General features: G+C 66.1%; 16 protein-coding genes. 10 read left to right on the top strand and 6 right to left on the bottom strand.

Features of this window, described 5'->3' with window-relative positions:
* Positions 1 to 372: 372 nt before the first annotated feature.
* Together IWX85_RS02005 and purT are read right to left on the bottom strand one after the other, a co-directional pair.
* Positions 373 to 1,485 (bottom strand): mechanosensitive ion channel family protein, encoded by a 1,113-nt coding sequence (locus IWX85_RS02005; protein ID WP_196868584.1) that lies wholly within the window; start codon positions 1,483 to 1,485, stop codon positions 373 to 375.
* A gap of 29 nt (positions 1,486 to 1,514) precedes the next feature.
* On the bottom strand, positions 1,515 to 2,717 hold the full coding sequence (purT, locus tag IWX85_RS02000; RefSeq protein WP_196868583.1) for a formate-dependent phosphoribosylglycinamide formyltransferase: 1,203 nt from the start codon (positions 2,715 to 2,717) through the stop codon (positions 1,515 to 1,517).
* A 213-nt stretch (positions 2,718 to 2,930) separates the two neighbouring features.
* On the opposite strand from purT, the gene IWX85_RS01995 reads away from it, so the two are divergent.
* The 4 genes from IWX85_RS01995 to IWX85_RS01980 all read left to right on the top strand — a co-directional run bounded on the left by IWX85_RS01995 (position 2,931) and on the right by IWX85_RS01980 (position 6,817).
* A complete protein-coding gene (locus tag IWX85_RS01995; protein ID WP_196868582.1) occupies positions 2,931 to 3,755 on the top strand; it encodes a siderophore-interacting protein in 825 nt (274 codons plus the stop codon).
* 38 nt (positions 3,756 to 3,793) lie between these two features.
* The gene (locus tag IWX85_RS01990; RefSeq protein ID WP_196868581.1) at positions 3,794 to 4,747 is read left to right on the top strand and encodes an ATP-binding cassette domain-containing protein; all 954 of its coding nucleotides are present in this window, start codon (positions 3,794 to 3,796) and stop codon (positions 4,745 to 4,747) included.
* Positions 4,747 to 5,592 carry an ABC transporter permease gene (locus IWX85_RS01985; protein WP_196868580.1) on the top strand — a complete coding sequence of 282 codons (846 nt, stop codon included), beginning with the start codon at positions 4,747 to 4,749 and terminating at the stop codon, positions 5,590 to 5,592. The genes IWX85_RS01990 and IWX85_RS01985 overlap by 1 nt, the downstream gene beginning before the upstream one ends.
* Before the next feature lie 199 nt (positions 5,593 to 5,791).
* Entirely contained in the window at positions 5,792 to 6,817 is a 1,026-nt protein-coding gene (locus tag IWX85_RS01980) for a chemotaxis protein CheB (RefSeq protein ID WP_196868579.1), read from the top strand.
* A gap of 45 nt (positions 6,818 to 6,862) precedes the next feature.
* Here the strand turns inward: IWX85_RS01980 and IWX85_RS01975 are convergent, their stop codons facing one another.
* From IWX85_RS01975 to IWX85_RS01965, 3 genes are all read right to left on the bottom strand, one after another.
* The gene (locus tag IWX85_RS01975; RefSeq protein ID WP_370584193.1) at positions 6,863 to 7,504 is read right to left on the bottom strand and encodes a hypothetical protein; all 642 of its coding nucleotides are present in this window, start codon (positions 7,502 to 7,504) and stop codon (positions 6,863 to 6,865) included.
* Positions 7,505 to 7,703: 199 nt separating this feature from the next.
* Positions 7,704 to 8,432, bottom strand: coding sequence for an ATP-binding cassette domain-containing protein (locus IWX85_RS01970; RefSeq protein WP_196868577.1), 729 nt, complete (start codon positions 8,430 to 8,432; stop codon positions 7,704 to 7,706).
* 5 nt (positions 8,433 to 8,437) lie between these two features.
* A complete protein-coding gene (locus IWX85_RS01965; RefSeq protein ID WP_196868576.1) occupies positions 8,438 to 9,457 on the bottom strand; it encodes a tripartite tricarboxylate transporter substrate binding protein in 1,020 nt (339 codons plus the stop codon).
* A gap of 234 nt (positions 9,458 to 9,691) precedes the next feature.
* On the opposite strand from IWX85_RS01965, the gene IWX85_RS01960 reads away from it, so the two are divergent.
* The 6 genes from IWX85_RS01960 (at position 9,692) to IWX85_RS01935 (ending at position 16,184) form a co-directional block, all read left to right on the top strand.
* The gene (locus IWX85_RS01960; protein ID WP_196868575.1) at positions 9,692 to 10,729 is read left to right on the top strand and encodes a PQQ-dependent catabolism-associated beta-propeller protein; all 1,038 of its coding nucleotides are present in this window, start codon (positions 9,692 to 9,694) and stop codon (positions 10,727 to 10,729) included.
* Positions 10,730 to 10,767: 38 nt separating this feature from the next.
* Positions 10,768 to 11,949, top strand: a complete 1,182-nt coding sequence (locus IWX85_RS01955; RefSeq protein WP_370584173.1) for a branched-chain amino acid ABC transporter substrate-binding protein — start codon at positions 10,768 to 10,770, stop codon at positions 11,947 to 11,949.
* Positions 11,931 to 12,815, top strand: a complete 885-nt coding sequence (locus tag IWX85_RS01950; protein ID WP_196868574.1) for an ABC transporter permease — start codon at positions 11,931 to 11,933, stop codon at positions 12,813 to 12,815. The genes IWX85_RS01955 and IWX85_RS01950 overlap by 19 nt, the downstream gene beginning before the upstream one ends.
* Before the next feature lie 376 nt (positions 12,816 to 13,191).
* Positions 13,192 to 14,883: a PQQ-dependent methanol/ethanol family dehydrogenase gene (locus IWX85_RS01945; protein WP_196868746.1), complete on the top strand. Its 1,692-nt coding sequence runs from the start codon at positions 13,192 to 13,194 to the stop codon at positions 14,881 to 14,883.
* A 109-nt stretch (positions 14,884 to 14,992) separates the two neighbouring features.
* Positions 14,993 to 15,328 (top strand): c-type cytochrome, encoded by a 336-nt coding sequence (locus IWX85_RS01940; RefSeq protein WP_196868573.1) that lies wholly within the window; start codon positions 14,993 to 14,995, stop codon positions 15,326 to 15,328.
* A 1-nt stretch (position 15,329) separates the two neighbouring features.
* Positions 15,330 to 16,184 (top strand): tetratricopeptide repeat protein, encoded by an 855-nt coding sequence (locus tag IWX85_RS01935; RefSeq protein ID WP_196868572.1) that lies wholly within the window; start codon positions 15,330 to 15,332, stop codon positions 16,182 to 16,184.
* Between the two features lie 8 nt (positions 16,185 to 16,192).
* Here the strand turns inward: IWX85_RS01935 and pqqE are convergent, their stop codons facing one another.
* Entirely contained in the window at positions 16,193 to 17,323 is a 1,131-nt protein-coding gene (gene pqqE / locus IWX85_RS01930; protein ID WP_196868571.1) for a pyrroloquinoline quinone biosynthesis protein PqqE, read from the bottom strand.

Raw genomic sequence — 17,323 nt, 5'->3', positions numbered from 1 at the left:
TGGCTGTTTGGCTGTTTGGCTGTTTGGCTGTTTGGCTGTTTAGCTGTTTAGCTGTTTAGCTGTTTAGCTGTTTAGCTGTTTAGATTTTCATTCCCTGCCTGCCCCGTTCTGGCTGGGCCTGCGATGCCTGAGAAAAATGGGATCAGGGCCGCGCGCTGTTTGAGCGAAACGCAGTGAAGCGAGTTTGCGCGGCCCCCCATTTTTCTCAGGCAGCGCAGGTTGCCCGTAGCGAAGCGCAGGGACCCGGACAGTCGGGTCGCCTTTCTTTTGCTTACTTTTCTTTGGCGAAGCAAAGAAAAGTGAGTTGCCGCCGGGCAACCCCCGGCCAGCAAAGCAAAGCAGCGCCAACCAATCAGCGATCAGGCCACAAGCTCAACCCAACGGCACCCCATCAGCCCGAGGAACAGGAACAGCACCAGCCGCAACCCCGGAACGCTCCCCCACCTCAGCCCGCATCAACGGCAAATGCTCAGGCCAGTCGCGCTGCATGCAGTCCACCAGCGCTTCGCGCACCTTGCAGCGCAAATCCCAGTTCAGGCTCGAATTGCTCGACGTCACCAGCACCCGCAGCTGCATGCTGCGCTCGCCCGCCTCCACCACCTGCAGCAGGCACAGCCGCTGGTCCCATTCAAGGGCGGCTTCGCAGGCCAGACGTGCCGCTTCGCGCAAAGGCGCCAGCGGCATGCGGTAGTCCACCCACAGGAACACCGTGCCGATGATCTGCGCGCTGTTGCGCGTCCAGTTCTGGAACGGGTTCTCGATGAACCACTGCAGCGGAATGACCAGCCGGCGCTCGTCCCAGATTTTCAGCACGACATAGGTGCCGGTGATTTCCTCGACACGGCCCCATTCGCCCTGGACGATCAGCACGTCGTCGATGCGAAACGGCTGCGCCAGCGCAATCTGCAAGCCGGCGATCAGGTTGCTGAAGATCGGCCGCGCCGCAATGCCCGCCACCAGGCCTACGACGCCGGCCGACGCCAGCAGGCTGGCGCCGATCTGGCGCGCGCCCGGAAAGGTCATCAGCATCAGCGCCAGTCCCGCCACGACGATGATGAACATGGCGGTGCGGGCCAGCATGCGCGTCTGGGTGTGGATGCGGCGCGCCTGCAGGTTGTCGTCCACATTCACCGGGTACAAAGCGATGATGCCCTGGGCCACACCGCGAACGGCACGCAGGCCCAGCCAGGTCAGCGCGGCAAGCAGCAGCAGGCCGTTGGCATGTCGGATGCCGGCAATCAGCGCAAAGCTGTCGGGCGCCCCCTGCCAGACCGCCTGCAGCGCCAGCAGCGGCATCAGCAGCTGGGCCGGCGCGCGGCATTGCCGCGCCGCCTGGTTCGACACCGGCAGGGAACGCGTCAGGCGCAACACCACACTGGCGCTGAGCCGGTGCACCAGCAGCGCCAGCAGCACCGCGACCAGCGCTGCCAATAAAACGTGCAGCGAGGAATCGTCGGCCCAGGACATCAGGTCGGACACTCGCATGGGCCAATTTCCCTCCCAGCGGGCTGCCATCAAGCAATGCGGGGCCGGACTTTCGAAGCCGCCAGTTGGGCCCGCGTGCGCGCCACCTCGACATCGTCATCGAAGGCCAGCGCCACGCCCATGCGCCGTTTGACAAAGCTCTCGGGCTTGCCGAACAGGCGGATGTCGGTCTGCGGCACCTGCAGCGCCTCGGCCACGCCGTCAAACACGATGCCCGCCGCATCGACGCCGCCATAGATCACGGCGCTGGCGCCCGGGCTTTTGAGCGCGGTGTTGACCGGCAGCCCCAGGATGGCGCGCGCATGCAGCTCGAACTCGTTTTGCCACTGGGTGCACAGCGTCACCATGCCGGTGTCGTGCGGGCGCGGACTGACTTCGCTGAACCAGACGTCGTCGCCCTTGACAAACAATTCCACGCCAAACACGCCCTGGCCGCCCAGGTTGTCGGTCACGGCCCTGGCAATGGCGCGGCTTCTTTCAAGCGCAGCCGGCCGCATTGGCTGCGGCTGCCAGCTTTCGACATAGTCACCGCTGACCTGCAAATGGCCGATCGGTTCGCAAAACTGCGTTTCAATTGCGCCGTCGGCGCCCACGGCGCGCACCGTCAGCAGCGTGATTTCATACTCAAAATCCACAAAGCCTTCAACGATCACCCGTCCGTGGCTGACCCGCCCGCCGGCCATGGCCTGGTCCCAGGCCGGCGCCACGTCTTTGGGCAGGGCGATCTTGCTCTGGCCCTTGCCCGACGAACTCATCACCGGCTTGACGACGCAGGGGTAGCCAATCTTGCTGTCGATGGCGGTCTGCAATGCTTCCAGCGAATCGCAAAACACATACGGGCTGGTCGGCAATTCCAGGGTTTCGGCGGCCAGCCGGCGGATGCCCTCGCGGTCCATGGTCAGACACGCAGCCCGGGCCGTGGGAACCACGCGCACCACGCCGGCGGTTTCAAGTTCTTCCAGCATGGCGGTCGCAATCGCCTCGATCTCGGGCACCACCAGGTCGGGCTTTTCGCGCTCGATCAGGGCCTTGAGCTGCGCCGGGTCGCTCATGGTGAGGGTGCGCGCATGGTGCGCCACCTGCTGGCCGGGGGCGTTGTCGTAGCGGTCCACGGCGATGGTTTCCACGCCCAGGCGTTGCAGCGCGATCAGCACTTCCTTGCCCAGTTCGCCCGAGCCGAGCAGCATGACCTTGGTGGCATGGGGAGACAAAGGGGTTCCGAAGGTGGTCATAAGGGAGAGGTAAAAAAGGGAGCAAAAAAAGCAAGGGCCAGGCGCAGTCTTGGCCAGCCAACCGCGAGCGGCTACTTTACTTCAGCCGTGCGGCCTGCGTCGGGCTTGACCTTGCGGACAGCGGTCCAGGCGCTTTTGGCTGACAATCATTCTCGATTGCAACACCCTGCAACGCCCCAGCCGGTCACCGACCTGCCACCCGAAAGCCCTTCCATGCAAGCACCTTCCCGCGCTGTTTCGTCCCCCCCTGCCGCTGCGGAGAATGCCCCGCGCAAGCGCCGGCCGCCGCGCCGGGTCGAGGTCAGCCGCGTGCAGATCCTGAGCCCGGCCATGCGCCGCATCACGCTGACCGGCACCGAACTCCAAGGCTTTGAGGCGGGCGACCCGGCCAGCTACCTGAAGCTGATCTTTCCCGAGCCTGGCCAGACCGAGCCGGTGCGGCCCCTGCCCGACGGCCCGCGCGCCACGTCGATGCGCACCTACACGCCGCGGGCGGTGCGGCCCGAGGCCGGCGAAGTCGATGTCGATTTCGTGCTGCACGGCGAAGGCCCGGCCTCGACCTGGGCAGCGCAGGCAGAGACCGGACAGGTGCTGTTCCTGATGGGTCCCGGCCCCGGTTACCAGGTCGATCTGCAGGCGGTGGAACACCTGCTGATCGGCGACGCCAGCGCATTGCCGGCGTTTGAAACCATCCTGGCGCGTCTGCCGGCCACGGCCCGCGTCCGTGTGCTGGTCGAGGTGTCCGACGCCGCCGAGGAGCGCACCCTGAGCAGCCCGGCGCAACTCAGCGCCCGGTGGGTCGTTCGCGCAGCGGACAAGCAGCATGCCGGACTGGCACTGGAGCAGGCCTTGCGCCAGGCCAGTGCGCCTGCTGCGCAAAGCCGGGTTTACCTGGCCTGCGAGGCTGCCGCCATGCGCCGCATCCGCGAGTTGCTGACCGGCGAGCTGGGCCTGCCGCGCAGCCAGATCATTGGCCGGGGCTACTGGAAGCTCGGCGCCGTCAACCACCCGGACCACGACTACGGCGAAGACGCCTGAGATGCATAGCGCGCGCCCCCGATGGGCACAATAGCCGCATGACCCAGCCCCTGTTTGAAGTGGTCGACCTGACCAAGCGCTACGGCGACACCACCGTCGTCAACCAGCTGTCGTTTTCCATCGCGCCGGGCGAATGCCTGGGGGTGATTGGCCCGAACGGCGCGGGCAAGACCACCACCATCCGCATGTGCCTGGGCTTGACCAGCCCCGATTCGGGAAGCATCCGCTACCTTCCGAACGGCCAGGCTCCCAGCCTGGCCATGCCGCAGGACGCGCTGGCGATCAAGGCGCAACTGGGCATCGTCAGCCAGTTCGACAGCCTGGACCCGGATTTTTCGTGCGCCGAGAACCTGCTGGTGTTCGGCCGTTATTTCGGCCTGAAGGATGCGGTGATCCGGGAACGCATCCCGAAATTGCTGGATTTCGCCGCCCTCACCCACAAGGCCGACGCCAAGCTCAGCGAACTCTCGGGCGGCATGAAGCGCCGGTTGAGCCTGGCGCGGGCGCTGGTCAATGACCCGCAGCTCTTGCTGCTCGACGAGCCCACCACCGGCCTGGACCCGCAGGCGCGGCACCTGATGTGGGAGCGGCTGCAGCGGCTGGTGCAGCAGGGCAAGTCCATCCTGCTGACGACGCATTTCATGGACGAGGCCGAGCGCCTGTGCAACCGCCTCTTGGTGCTCGACCACGGCAAGAAAATGACCGAAGGCACGCCGCGCGCGCTGATCGCCAGCAACCTGGAGCCCGACGTGGTCGAGGTCTATGGCGCGGGCGCACTGGCGCTGGTCGAATCACCGCAGCATGCGCCACTGCGGGCCATGGCCGCACGCGTCGAGGTCAGCGGCGAAACGGTGTTTTTCTACACCGCCGACGCCAAGGGCCTGCTGGCCGCGCTGACCGACCATCCCGCGCTGCGCACGCTGCACCGCCCGGCCAACCTCGAAGACCTGTTCCTCAAACTCACCGGACGCCAGATCCGCGAGGCTGCCTGATGACCGACGCCACGACCACATCCCCGCGCACGCTCCCTGCGCTGACCCGGCAGCCGGCGCTGCTGCGGCCGCCGCAGATCAGCTGGCGCTGGCTGCCGGTGTTCCGGCGCAACCTGCTGGTCTGGCGCAAGCTGGCCGTTCCCAGCCTGGTCGGCAACATCGCCGAGCCGCTGATCACGCTGGTCGCCTTTGGCTACGGGCTGGGCGCGCTGATCGGGGAGGTGCAATTGAGTGGCAGCGCCGTGCCCTACATCGTGTTCCTGGCCAGCGGCTCGGTCTGCATGAGCGCGATGAATGCCGCGTCCTTCGAGGCGCTGTACTCGGCGTTTTCGCGCATGAACGTGCAGCGCACCTGGGACGGCATCATGAACGCGCCGGTGCGGCTCGACGACGTGGTGTTTGCCGAGATGCTGTGGGCCGCTTTCAAGTCGCTGTTCACCAGCGCGGTGATTCTGGGCGTGATGCTGGCGCTCGGTATCAGCCACAGCCCGATGCTGCTTCTGGTGCTGCCGCTGCTGGGACTGGTGGGCATCGTGTTTGCCAGCATCGCGCTAATCTTCAACGCGCTGGCCAAGGGCTACGACTTTTTCACCTATTACTTCTCGCTGTTCCTGACGCCCACGATGTTCCTGAGCGGTGTGTTCTTTCCGCGCGACCAGCTGCCCGGCGTGCTGCGGACAGTCTCGGACTGGCTGCCGCTGACCGCCGCCGTCGAACTGATCCGCCCGCTGTTCCTCGGCCAGTGGCCGGCGCAGGGGCTGCAGCACCTGGCCGTGCTGGTGGGCTATGGCGTGGCCGCGTTCTGGGTCGCGCTGGCGCTGACGCGCAGGCGGTTTCGCAATTGACGCGCTGGCGCAGCGATGGGCAGGCCACCATGATTTTTAAGGACAAAAAATGGCTTTTGCGCAATATGGGCGGGCGCAGACAGCTATTTTTTATATAGCAAAATCTCTGCATATCCTCACGGCACCCCTTCTTGCGCGGCTTGCGCATGGTGCCTGCAAACGGCTATCTCTGCGGACGGTATTGCCGTAGACTGGACCGATGCCATCCCCCCCAGACTTGCCAAAACGCGACATCGTGGTCATCGGCGCCTCGGCTGGCGGGGTTGAGGCGCTGCGGGGATTTTTTCATGCCTTGCCCGCCGACCTGCCAGCGGCTTTTCTGGTGGTCCTGCATATTCCGGCGGACACCCCGAGCCAGTTGGACCGGGTCTTGGGCTATTCGACGCGGCTTGCCGTGAAAATTGCGCAGGATGGCGAGGCGATCAGCAACGGGCAGGTTTATGTCGCCTCGGCCGACCGCCACCTCATGGCCACGCCGCAGGGCATCCGGCTCAGCCGGGGTCCAAAGGAAGGCCGGTCCAGGCCGTCCATCGATGTGCTGTTTCGCTCTGCCGCCACGGCCTTCGGCTCGCGCGTCATCGGTGTGGTCCTGAGCGGCGCGCTGGACGACGGCACGGCCGGACTCTGGGCCGTCAAGGACCACCAGGGGGTTGCGCTGGTGCAGGACCCCGACGAGGCCATGCATTCGTCCATGCCGCGAAGCGCCATCGCGCATGTCCAGGTCGATCTGGCCGGCAAGGTGGAGGCGCTGGCCGCCAGGGTGGGCGAGCTGGTCGGCACCGCTGCACCCGAGATGGTGCAAACGGCCAACCCGCAGCTGGCGCTGGAAAACCACATCACCATGGAAGGCAATGCCCTCAAGGCCGGGGTCATGGACCTGGGCAAGGTTTCAAAATACACCTGCCCCGATTGCCATGGCGTGCTGGTACAGATCGAGGAAGGTCCGATCGTTCGCTTTCGCTGCCATACCGGGCATGCGTTTTCGCTCAAAAGCCTGATGGCCCAGGTCAACGAAGCCATCGACAACGGCCTGTGGGCGACCTTGCGCGCCGTTGAAGAGCGGGTCATGCTGCTGCGCCAGATGGCGCAACTGGCGCAGACCTCAGGCGCTGGCGACGAGGCGGCCAGGCTGTGCAAGCAGGCCGAGGAGTCGGAACAGAGGATTCAGCCGCTGCGCGAACTGGTGCTCGACCCGCTCTTCTTCAGCCACGCCGCCAAGGGCTGAGAACCCGGTTTTTCCGGACGCCCGGCCTTGTGGCCGGGCACAGTCTCAGTTTGCAGCAAAACAATACATCAGCCCCGCGCCGCCGGTGGATTTGAGCGCAGCCATGCCGCAGCCGCGCGTGCCGTGCGACGCATTCCACGAAACGTTCGCCACCGGATCGGGGTTGGTGCCGTCGCGGTCGTGGTGGCCGACGATGGCCGAGCCTTCTGCGCTTTTCGTCCAGTTGCCGCAGGTCGTGTCGCTGGCCGATGTGGCCAGCCGGCCGTCCGGGGTGGAGCCGGTCAGGATGTCGTGCATATTGACCGTATCGCCCCGGCCGCTGACGACCCCGCCCTTTTCCGTCAGCGAGTTTTGCTTGTTCAGCCTGTTGGCCGGGCCGTGCAGGTCCTCGACGCTGGTGGCCACCACCACACCACTGGCGTTTTGCCATGGGCCGCGGCCGATGCGCTCGCGCGCATGGACGGCCGGGCTTGAAGCGCTCGGCGCGGCGCTGAGGTAGGCGCGCCAGTTCTTGTTGTCGGCCTTGGCCGACGCAGCCAGCTTCTGGCAATAGGCGTCGGCACCGGCCAGGCCGCCAAGGTCGCCGCCCTGGCCCGGATTGGCGCTGGTGACAAAGAAACTCATCGTACTTTGCGGCGTCGAGGGCAGGGGCGCGCAGGCGGCCAGGATGACGCTGGAGGCGAGCATGGCGATTTTCAAACGTGGGGGCATGGATGTTTTCTTGAGAAAAGCGGTTTTGCAAAAGGGGAAAGCTCCCCTGCACGTTACGGCAGGCGCGCCTTCGGTTCAAGAGCAAAATCCCCTAACCTGTTTCTCGCCCTGCGTGTGCGAAGCAACGGGCATTTGCCGCCATCAAAACCCCGGAACCGGCGCTTTCAAGGGCGCATCAACCTTTTCCCATCACCGGATCGCCTGCAAACTGCGCCTTGAAGGCGTCGCTGCCTCCGTCAAAACGCACCGTGCCCGCTTGCAGGAACAGCAGCCGGTCGGCGACTTCGATTTCTTCCATCAGGTGTGTGGCCCACAGCACGGCGACGTGGCTTTCGGTCACCAGGTTTCGGACCGTCGAGAGCAACTGCCGCCGCGAGCCCGGGTCCAGGCCGACCGTGGCCTCATCCATCAGCAGCACGCGCGGCCGGTGCAGCAGCGCGCGCACCAGCTCGACCTTGCGCCGTGTGCCGCCCGACAGGCTTCGCACCACGGCGCCGGCCTGCCCGTCCAGTTCCATGCCGGCCAGGGCCTCGGCAATCCTGTCGCGCGCGATGCGGCGCGGCAGGCCATGCAGGTCGGTGTGGAACAACAGGTTGGCCTGCACCGACAAGTCAAGGTCCAGCGCGCTTTGCTGGAACACCACGCCCAGCCCGGCCAGCGCTCGGCTCGCATGGGTGCGCATGTTGCAGCCCAACACCTCGATGTGTCCGCTGTCCGGGCTGAACAGGCCGGTCAGCAGCTGCATCAGCGTGGATTTTCCCGAGCCGTTGGGGCCCAGCAGGGCGACCATTTCGCCGGGGAACAATTGCAGGCTGACGCCCTGGAGCGCCGGTTTTCCCGCATAGGACTTGTGCAGGTCGCGCGCCTCCAGCAGAGGCGGGGAAAGGAGTAAAGGAAGGTTCATGGATTTCAAATGGCCGGTACCGCCAGCAGGTTCATCCGGCGCAAGAGGAGCTTTTCATGCGCCACCGTGTTCAGGATGGCTTGCGCATAGGCCTGGGTCGAAAGGTAGTCGAGGTTCTGATCGTAACGGGCCAGTGCCGCCTTGTGCCGCTCGCTGTGCATCGCCGTGCGGAACGCATCATGCAGCCGTTTCACGACAGGCGCAGGCGTGCCGCGCGGCGCCGCCAGGCCCCAGGGCGAGGTGTAGACCGAATGCGGAAAACCCAGTTCGCTGAACGTCGGCACGCCGGGCCAGCGGGCGCTTCGTTGCGCCGAGAAAACGGCCAGCAGGCGCATCTTTCCTTGGTCCAGCCAGGGCGCAAAACCGGTTGAATTGACGCCCGCCATGAGCTGGCCCGAGGCCACGGCCAGCATCTGGTCGGCTGTGCCTTTGTAGGGAACATGCACATAGGTGATGCCTTGCGCCAGCAATATTTCTTCCATGGCCAGGTGGGCCGTGGTGCCGATGCCGGTGGAGCCCATGAGCAGCGCGCCCGGGTTCTGGCGTGCCCAGTCGAGCATTTCCGCCAGGCTTGCCCAGCGGCTGTCGGCGGGCACCAGCAGGCCGAAGGTGGTGCTGGACACCTGCAGGATAGGCATCAGGTCCCGGACCGGGTCCCAGGGCACCGGGTTCATCAGCGCATGGCGAAACACCGTGATGGGCAGCTGGCCCAGGGTATGGCCGTCGGGCTCGGCGGCCTTCAGCGCGGGCGCCACCAGGGTGCCGCCGGCGCCGGGCCGGTTGACGATGACGATGCGCTGGCCCAGCAGGGGCTCGGCCTCCTCGCACAACACGCGCAGCGTGAGGTCGGTGGCGCCGCCGGCCGGCCACGGCACGATGAGCGTCAGCGGCTTGAGCGGCCAGCCGGCGGGCGCGTCATGCATCTGGCTGGCCGCAGCCGAAGCGGCTGCCGGCAGGTTGGCCAGCCCGGCCAGCCCTGCCATGCCAACTGCCAGGTGACGGCCGAGCCACTGCCGTCGGTTCATGCAGGAAGGCCTGGACAAATCTGGCGCATGATGGCCTGCGGACGAAAGTGAAGGTGGCCACAAGGGCATGACATCCGGCAGGCCAACGGGTTTAAATCCAGCGAACCCGCAACAGTTAAAAACGTAAGATGAAGCAACAAGCGTGCCCCTGCTTTTGGCCTCGATTTTGCTTTCAAATTTTGAGTGCATCCCGAAGAATGCTCCTTTTATTTCACCCATGCGAGACAAAAACCGATGTACCCCACTGCTTCCGAGTCCCCGGAAATCTGCCGGCAGGTTCGCTTTCTGCGTTGGTCGCTGGCGCTGGGCGCCATCATCGCCGCCAGCGCCTTCCTGTCAACGGCGCAGGCCCAGTTGCCTGCGCCGACGCCCAACCGCGTGTATGTCTCCAGCGAGAAGGACAACAGCATCCAGGTGTTTGACACGCAGGGCTTGCGCCTGGCGGCGATCGACGTGTGCAAGCGCCCGCGCCACATGCAGTTCAGCCGGGACCACCGGCAGATTTACGTGTCCTGCGGCGACAGCAACCAGATGGGGCTGGTGGACCTGGCCAGCGGCAAAATGACCGGCACGGTGGCACTCGGCGACAGCCCGGAAATTTTCGACCTGAGCCCTGACGGCAAGACCGCCTATGTCTCGATCGAAGACGAAAATGTCATGGCCGCCTACGACCTGCAAACCCGCGCCAAGCTGTTTGAAGTCAAGACCGGCGGCGAGCCCGAGGGCATTCTGCTGATGCCCGATGGCAAGCATGCCTACGTCACTTCCGAAGTGGCCAACGTGGTTCACCTGATCGACATCGCGCAGCGAAAGGTGGTCAAGAACATCCGCGTCGGCAACCGTCCCCGGCGCTTTGTGCTGGCCGCCGATGGCAAGGAATTGTGGGTCAGCAACGAACTGGGCGCCAGCGTCAGCATTGTGAGCACCGAGGACCAGACCGTGAAACACACGCTGGAGTTCAAGGTCAAGGGCATGCGCGCCAGCGACATCACGCCGGTGGGCATGGCGCTGAGCCCCGACGGAAAAACGGTGTGGGTAGCGCTGGGGCGGGCCAACCATGTGGCCGAGGTGGACCGGGCCAGCCGCCAGGTGCGCAACACCATTTTGGTCGGCAAGCGCGCCTGGGGCCTGGCCGTGCATCCGGACGGCAAGACCGTCTATGTGGCCAACGGACTGTCCGACGACATGACGCTGATCGATACCGCCGCCGGCAAGGCGGTGCGCAGCGTGGCGGCCGGGCGCGTGCCGCACAGCGTGCTGGTGCAGCCCTGATGGCTCGCGCGCACGGCATGCGAAGCGCCTGGCGGCGAGTGACGGCACTTGCCGGGGTATGTCTGCTGGGCGGGCTGCCCATGGCGACCCTGGCGGCACCCCTCCCCGTCACGGTGGCGGTCGTCAGCCAGTCGGGCGATGCGCGCTATGCGCCGCGCTGGCTGGAGCAGGCCTATCCCGGCCATCCGCATGGGCGCCCGCTGGCGGCGGCCCGCCTGGCGGCCGAGGAAGCGGGCGTTGAACTGGACGTGTTGGGCCTGAGCCTCAAGGTGATCGAGTTGTCCATCGCCGACATGCAGGGCCTGCCGGCGGCGCTGGCGCAACTCAAGGCCGCCGGGGTTCGTCATGTGCTGGCCGATCTGCCGGCCCCGGCACTGCGGCAGCTGGTGCAACTGGCGCCCGCCGCGCTGGGCGGTGCCATGGTCTTCAACATTGGCCTGGAAGACGATGCGCTGCGCGGCGAACAATGCGCCGCGCACCTGCTGCACACCCTGCCAAGCGCCCAGATGCGCAGCGATGCGCTGGCCCAGTACCTGGCGGCGCGCAACTGGCGCAAGCTGCTGCTGCTGCAAGGCCCCGAGCCGCAGGATGCGCTGCAGGCCCAGGCCCTGGTCCGGTCGGCGCAGCGCTATGGCCTGAAAATCGTCCAGACCCGGCCCTTCAAGCTTGGCACCGACCCGCGCGAGCGCGACCTGGCCAACACGCGCCTGCTCACCGGCGACCGCGAGCATGAGCTGGTGGCCGTGGCCGACAGCGTGGGGGAATTCGCGCGCACCCTGCCCTACGCCACGCAATGGCCGCGCCCGGTGGTGGGCAGCAGCGGCCTGATGGCGCTGGCCTGGCATCCGCACTGGGAGCGCAATGGCGGGCCGCAGTTGTCGCGGCGCTTTGACAAGCTGGCCGGCCGGCCGATGCAGGACCACGACTGGGCCGCCTGGGCAGCGGTCAAGGCCGTGGCGGCGGTGCTGGCCGACGACCCCAAGGCAGGAATTGCGCAGCAACTCAAGCGCTTGCGCGGCGGCAGCGTTTACCTCGATGGCGCCAAGGGGCCGCGCCTGTCCTTCCGGCCCTGGGACGGGCAGCTGCGCCAGCCGATGTTCCTGGCGCATGGCGACGGCGTGGCCGGCACGGCGCCGCTCGAAGGGGTGTTGCATCCCACCGAAGTGCTGGACACCCTGGGCATGGACGAAAAGGAATCGGCATGCAAGCAGCGCCCCTGACCCCCTTGGATACGACCCTGACCAGCCCGCTGGCAGCTGGACTGCCAGATGCCGCACCGGCCCGGCCGGCGCACCTGGCCCGCGCGCTGCGCGCCGTCGTCGGCCGCGAGATCAACAAGTTCCTGCGGCAACCGTCGCGGCTGGCGTCGGCGCTGGTGCGGCCACTGCTGTGGTTCGTGGTGTTCTCGGCGGGCTTTCACAACGTGTTCGGCGTGTCCATCGTGCCGCCCTACGAAACCTATGTCGAATATCAGGTCTACATGGTGCCCGGCCTGCTGGCCATGGTGGCGCTGTTCAACGGCATGCAAAGCTCGCTGTCCATGGTCTACGACCGCGAGATGGGCGTGATGCGCCTGCTGCTCACCGCGCCGCTGCCGCGCGGCTGGCTGCTGGCCTTCAAGCTGCTGGCCGGCACCTGCCTGTCGGTGCTGCAGATGGCGGTGTTCCTGCTGATCGCGCTGGCCTTTGGCGTCACGCTGAGCTGGCAGCATGTGCCGCTGCTGTTTCTGGCCATGGTCAGCGGGGCCACGCTGCTGGCCGCGCTGGGATTGATGCTGTCGGTCTACATCAAGCAGCTGGAAAACTTTGCCGGCACCATGAACTTCGTCATCTTCCCGATGTTCTTCATCAGCCCGGCGCTGTTCCCGCTGTGGAAACTCGAAGAGTCGGGGGCCTGGTGGCTGCTGCGCATTGCCCAGTGGAACCCGTTCACCCATGTGGTCGAAACGCTGCGCTTTGCCATGTACGGGCAGTTCAACGCGCTCTCCTGGGCGGTGGTGGTGGCCGGAAGCGCCTGTTTTTTTGGCCTGGCCTGGTGGGGCTACGACCCGCAGCGCGGCTGGATCAGGCAGCGCGGCGCGGCTTGACGGGCAGCCCGGGCTCGCAACGCCTGACGGCACGCGTGCCGACGCCAACGCGGCACAGCGGCGTACCTCCCCTGCCTGTTCGCCTGAATGCGCCGTGTGCGGCACGGGTGATTCATTTCTGAACAGTGTCACATCCTGGCGGTGTTGCAAATGAGCACGCCATCGGCCTGCAACGGTGTTGCACAGGCCATTGCAAGCGCTTCAACACCCCCATCAGCCCAAGGCCCGGGTGGCACAAAAGTTGCCATTCCTGCTGCGTGATCCCGAACCACGTGGGCTCGGGATCATGACGACCGGGCATGCCGCACGGGCGTCGTTCAGCTCACAACGATTCAGGAGACACCCCGTGAAACGCAAACTTCTCAGCATTCTGGTCATGGCGGCAACCGCCCACGTCGGCGCGCAAGTGACCGACGCCATGATCGGCAACGACGCTGCCAGCACCAATGACGTGTTGTCCTGGGGCATGGGCACCCAGGGCCAGCGTTATTCGCCGCTGTCCGACATCAACCCCAAGACCATCAGCCGGCTGGTGCCGGTGTGGTCGATGTCTTTTGGCGGGGAAAAGCAGCGCGGCCAGGAGTCGCAGCCGCTGGTGCACAACGGCAAGATGTTCGTCACGGCGTCGTACTCGCGCATCTTTGCGCTGGACGCCAAGACCGGCGCCAAGCTCTGGAAATATGAGCACCGCCTGCCCGAAGGCATCATGCCCTGCTGCGACGTGGTCAACCGGGGCGCTGCGCTGTATGACAACCTGGTGATCTTCGGCACGCTCGATGCCCAGCTGGTGGCGCTGGACCAGACCACCGGCAAGGTCGTGTGGCGCGAGAAGATCGACGACTACAGCGCCGGCTACAGCTACACCGCCGCGCCGCTGATTGCCGAAGGCCTGCTCATCACCGGCCTGTCGGGCGGCGAGTTCGGCGTGGTCGGCCGTGTCGAGGCGCGCGACCCCAAAACCGGCAAGATGGTCTGGTCACGCCCGGTCGTCGAGGGCCATATGGGCTTTCTGAACGGCAAGGAAAACGGCATCACCGGAACCACCAACGCCAGCTGGCCGGGTGAAACCTGGAAGACTGGCGGCGCCACGCCCTGGCTGGGCGGCACCTACGATGCCAAGACCGGCCTGGCCTATTTCGGCACCGGCAACCCCGGCCCCTGGAACAGCCATGTGCGCAAGGGCGACAACCTGTATTCCACCTCCACCGTGGCGATCGATGTCAAGACCGGCAAGATCGTCTGGAGCTACCAGAGCACGCCCAACGATGCCTGGGACTTCGACGGCGTGAACGAGTTCATCACCTTCGACATGGATGGCAAGCGCATGGGCGCCAAGGCCGACCGCAACGGCTTTTTCTATGTGAACGACGCCACCACAGGCAAGCTGGTCAATGCCTTTCCCTTCGTCAAGAAGGTCACCTGGGCCACCAGCATCGACCTGAACACCGGCCGGCCGAACTTTGTCGCCGACAACCGTCCGGGCGACCCGAACGCACCCGGCAACTCCGACCCCACCAAGGGCAAGTCCACCTTCACAGCGCCGGGCTTTTTGGGTGGCAAGAACCAGATGCCGATGGCCTACAGCCCCAAGACCGGCCTGTTCTACGTGCCGACCAACGAATGGGGCATGGACATCTGGAACGAGCCGATCACCTACAAAAAGGGCGCCGCCTTCCTGGGCGCGGGTTTCACCATCCGGCCGCTGTTCGAGGACCACATCGGCTCCTTGCGGGCGATTGACCCGAAGACCGGCAAGGTCGCCTGGGAGGTCAAGAACACCGCCCCGCTGTGGGGTGGCGTCATGACGACAGCCGACCTGGTGTTCTGGGGAACGCCTGAAGGCTTTTTGAAAGCCGCCGACGCCAAGACCGGCAAGGTCGTCTGGCAGTTCCAGACCGGCTCGGGCGTGGTGGCGCCGCCCATCACCTGGAAGGAAGGCAATGACCAGTACATCAGCGTCGTGTCCGGCTGGGGCGGCGCGGTGCCGCTGTGGGGCGGCGAGGTGGCCAAGAAGGTCAACATGCTTGAACAGGGCGGTTCGGTCTGGACCTTCAAGCTGGTCAAGTAAGCGGCGCTGCCCGGCTCACCGTGGGTGGTCGGGGCTTTCATCACAGGACGGGCTGGCGCAGGCCGGTTCCGCCTTTTCATTCCACTTTTTCGCGATCGGAAGCACTGACATGCGATCCCTCCTGACGCTAGCCGCTGCATTCATCAGCGCCCACTGCATGGCCCAGACCGGCAATGCCAATGACCTGGCCGCCATGGCGGAACTGGCCAAGGCCAACGGCTGCTATTCCTGCCATTCGGCCGCTGAAAAAATCGTCGGCCCGGCCTTCAAAGACGTTGCCGCCAAGTACAAAGATGACAAAGACGCCGTGGCCTCGCTGGTGCAATCGATCCAGTACGGCTCCAAGGGCAAGTGGGGCCGCATCCCCATGCCGGCCCATTCCGCCCTGAGCAGCGGCGACCTCAAGGCGCTGGCCGGCTGGGTGCTGGCCACCCCCCAGCCCTGACATGCCCATGAGGCTGGAAGCCAGCGGGCCACACTGCCTTCTCCGCCGAAGCGCGCTGGCGCTGTTGCTGGCGCTGGCCAGCCCGGGTCTGTGGGCGCAGGACAGCGAGCGCAGCGACTGGTTGCGCAATCCCGCCATGGGCAACTACAAGGCCTATGCCGAGTTCAAGATGGCCCACTACGCCGCCGCCCGCGAAGTCTGGGAAACGCTGGCCGGCATCGGCAATGGCGACGCCCTGTTCAACCTGGGCATCCTGGCCGAGGACGGACTGGGCGAGCCCAAAAACATGCCCAGGGCCGAGGCCCTTTACGTCAGCGCGGCGCAGGCCGGAAACTTCAAGGCGCGCTACCGTCTGGGCATGCTTTACAGCGCAGGCGCCCTGCTGGCCCGGGATGTCGAAAAGGCGCGCCTGTACCTGACACTGGCCGCCGAGGGCGGCGACAAGGAGGCCCTGGCGACACTGGCCGCACTGGAGCAGCCAGCCGGCAGCCGAAGCCGTTTCCAGCAGGCCGAGTGGCTGGGCGCCAGCGGCCGGCATGCCGAAGCGGCGGATTTATACCGCGAACTGGCCGACGCGGGCGACCGCCAGGCCCAGACGCGCCTGGCCTGGATGCATGAAGCCGGCCGAGGCGTGGACCGCGATCTGCCTGAGGCCGCCCGGCGCTTTGAAATTGCCGCCGTGGCCGGCGAGGCCGAGGCGCAATATGCGCTCGCGGTGATGCTGCGCACCGGCCGGGGCCGCGAGCGGGATGCGGCGCAAAGCCGGCTATGGCTCGGGCGGGCAGCGGCTCAAGACCATCCGGCCGCCACGGCGGCGCTGCGCGCTGAAAGCAGCCGGGATCCAGTTGCCCGATAGCTCGGTTCTCAGTTTTCCGGGTGCAGCGCGCGCGACGCCGCGTCGGTGCGAAAGATGATCGGTTGCCCGCGCCCGGCCGGTGCCTGGCGCACCAGCTGCACGACCTTGTCATGGTGCGGCGATTTACCGCACACCGGGTCGGCCTGCGCGGCATCGCCGGTGATCTGGAAGGCCTGGCAGCGGCAGCCGCCAAAATCCTTGTGCCGCTCGTCGCAGTCGCGGCACGGCGCTTGCATCCAAGCGTCGCCCCGGTAGGCGTTGAAGGCCTGGCTGCGCGCCCAGATATCGCCCAGCGGCTGGTCCTGCACGCGCGGCAGTTGCAGGCCCGGCAAGTTGCGCGCATTGTGGCAGGGCAAGGCCACGCCATCGGGCGCAATCGCCAGGAACACCGCGCCCCAGCCGTTCATGCAGGCCTTGGGTCGCTCCTCGAAGTAATCGGGAACGACAAACAGGATCCGGCAGCGCTTGCCGAACTCGGCGCGGTAGCGCTGCACCACCGCCTCGGCTTCGATGAGTTGCTCATGCGTCGGCATCAGGTGGTCGCGGTTGGTCCAGGCCCAGCCGTAATACTGCGTGTTGGCCAGTTCCAGGAATTCGGCATCGAGCGCCAGCGCCATCTCGATGATCTTGTCCACATGTGGCAAATTGTGCCGGTGCAGCACGCAGTTGAGCACCATCGGCCAGTCGTGCTGCTTGATCAGGCGCGCCACTTTTTGCTTGAGCTCGAAGGTTTTGGTATGGCTCAGGAAATCGTTGAGTTCGCGGGTCGAGTCCTGGAAGGACAGCTGGACATGGTCCAGTCCCGCGTCCTTCAGCCGCCGCGCCCGGGCTTCGGTCAGGCCGACGCCCGAGGTGATCAGGTTGGTGTAAAAACCCATCTGCCGGGCTTCCTGCACCAGCTCTTCCAGGTCGTCCCTGAGCAGCGGCTCGCCGCCGGAAAACCCCAGCTGCGCAGCGCCCAGCGCACGCGCCTGGCGCATCACATCGACCCACTGCGCGGTGCTCATCTCCGCTTGCAGCCGGGCATGCTGCGTGGGGTTGTAGCAAAACACGCAGTGCAGCGGGCAGCGGTAGGTCAGCTCGGCCAGCAGCCACAGCGGCGGCGGCACGGCGGCGTCGGCCGCCTTGGGCAAAACCAT

This window comes from Polaromonas sp. CG_9.11 (assembly GCF_015752225.1).
Taxonomy (GTDB): domain Bacteria; phylum Pseudomonadota; class Gammaproteobacteria; order Burkholderiales; family Burkholderiaceae_C; genus Polaromonas.
This window is presented reverse-complemented; position numbering and strand designations above follow the sequence as displayed.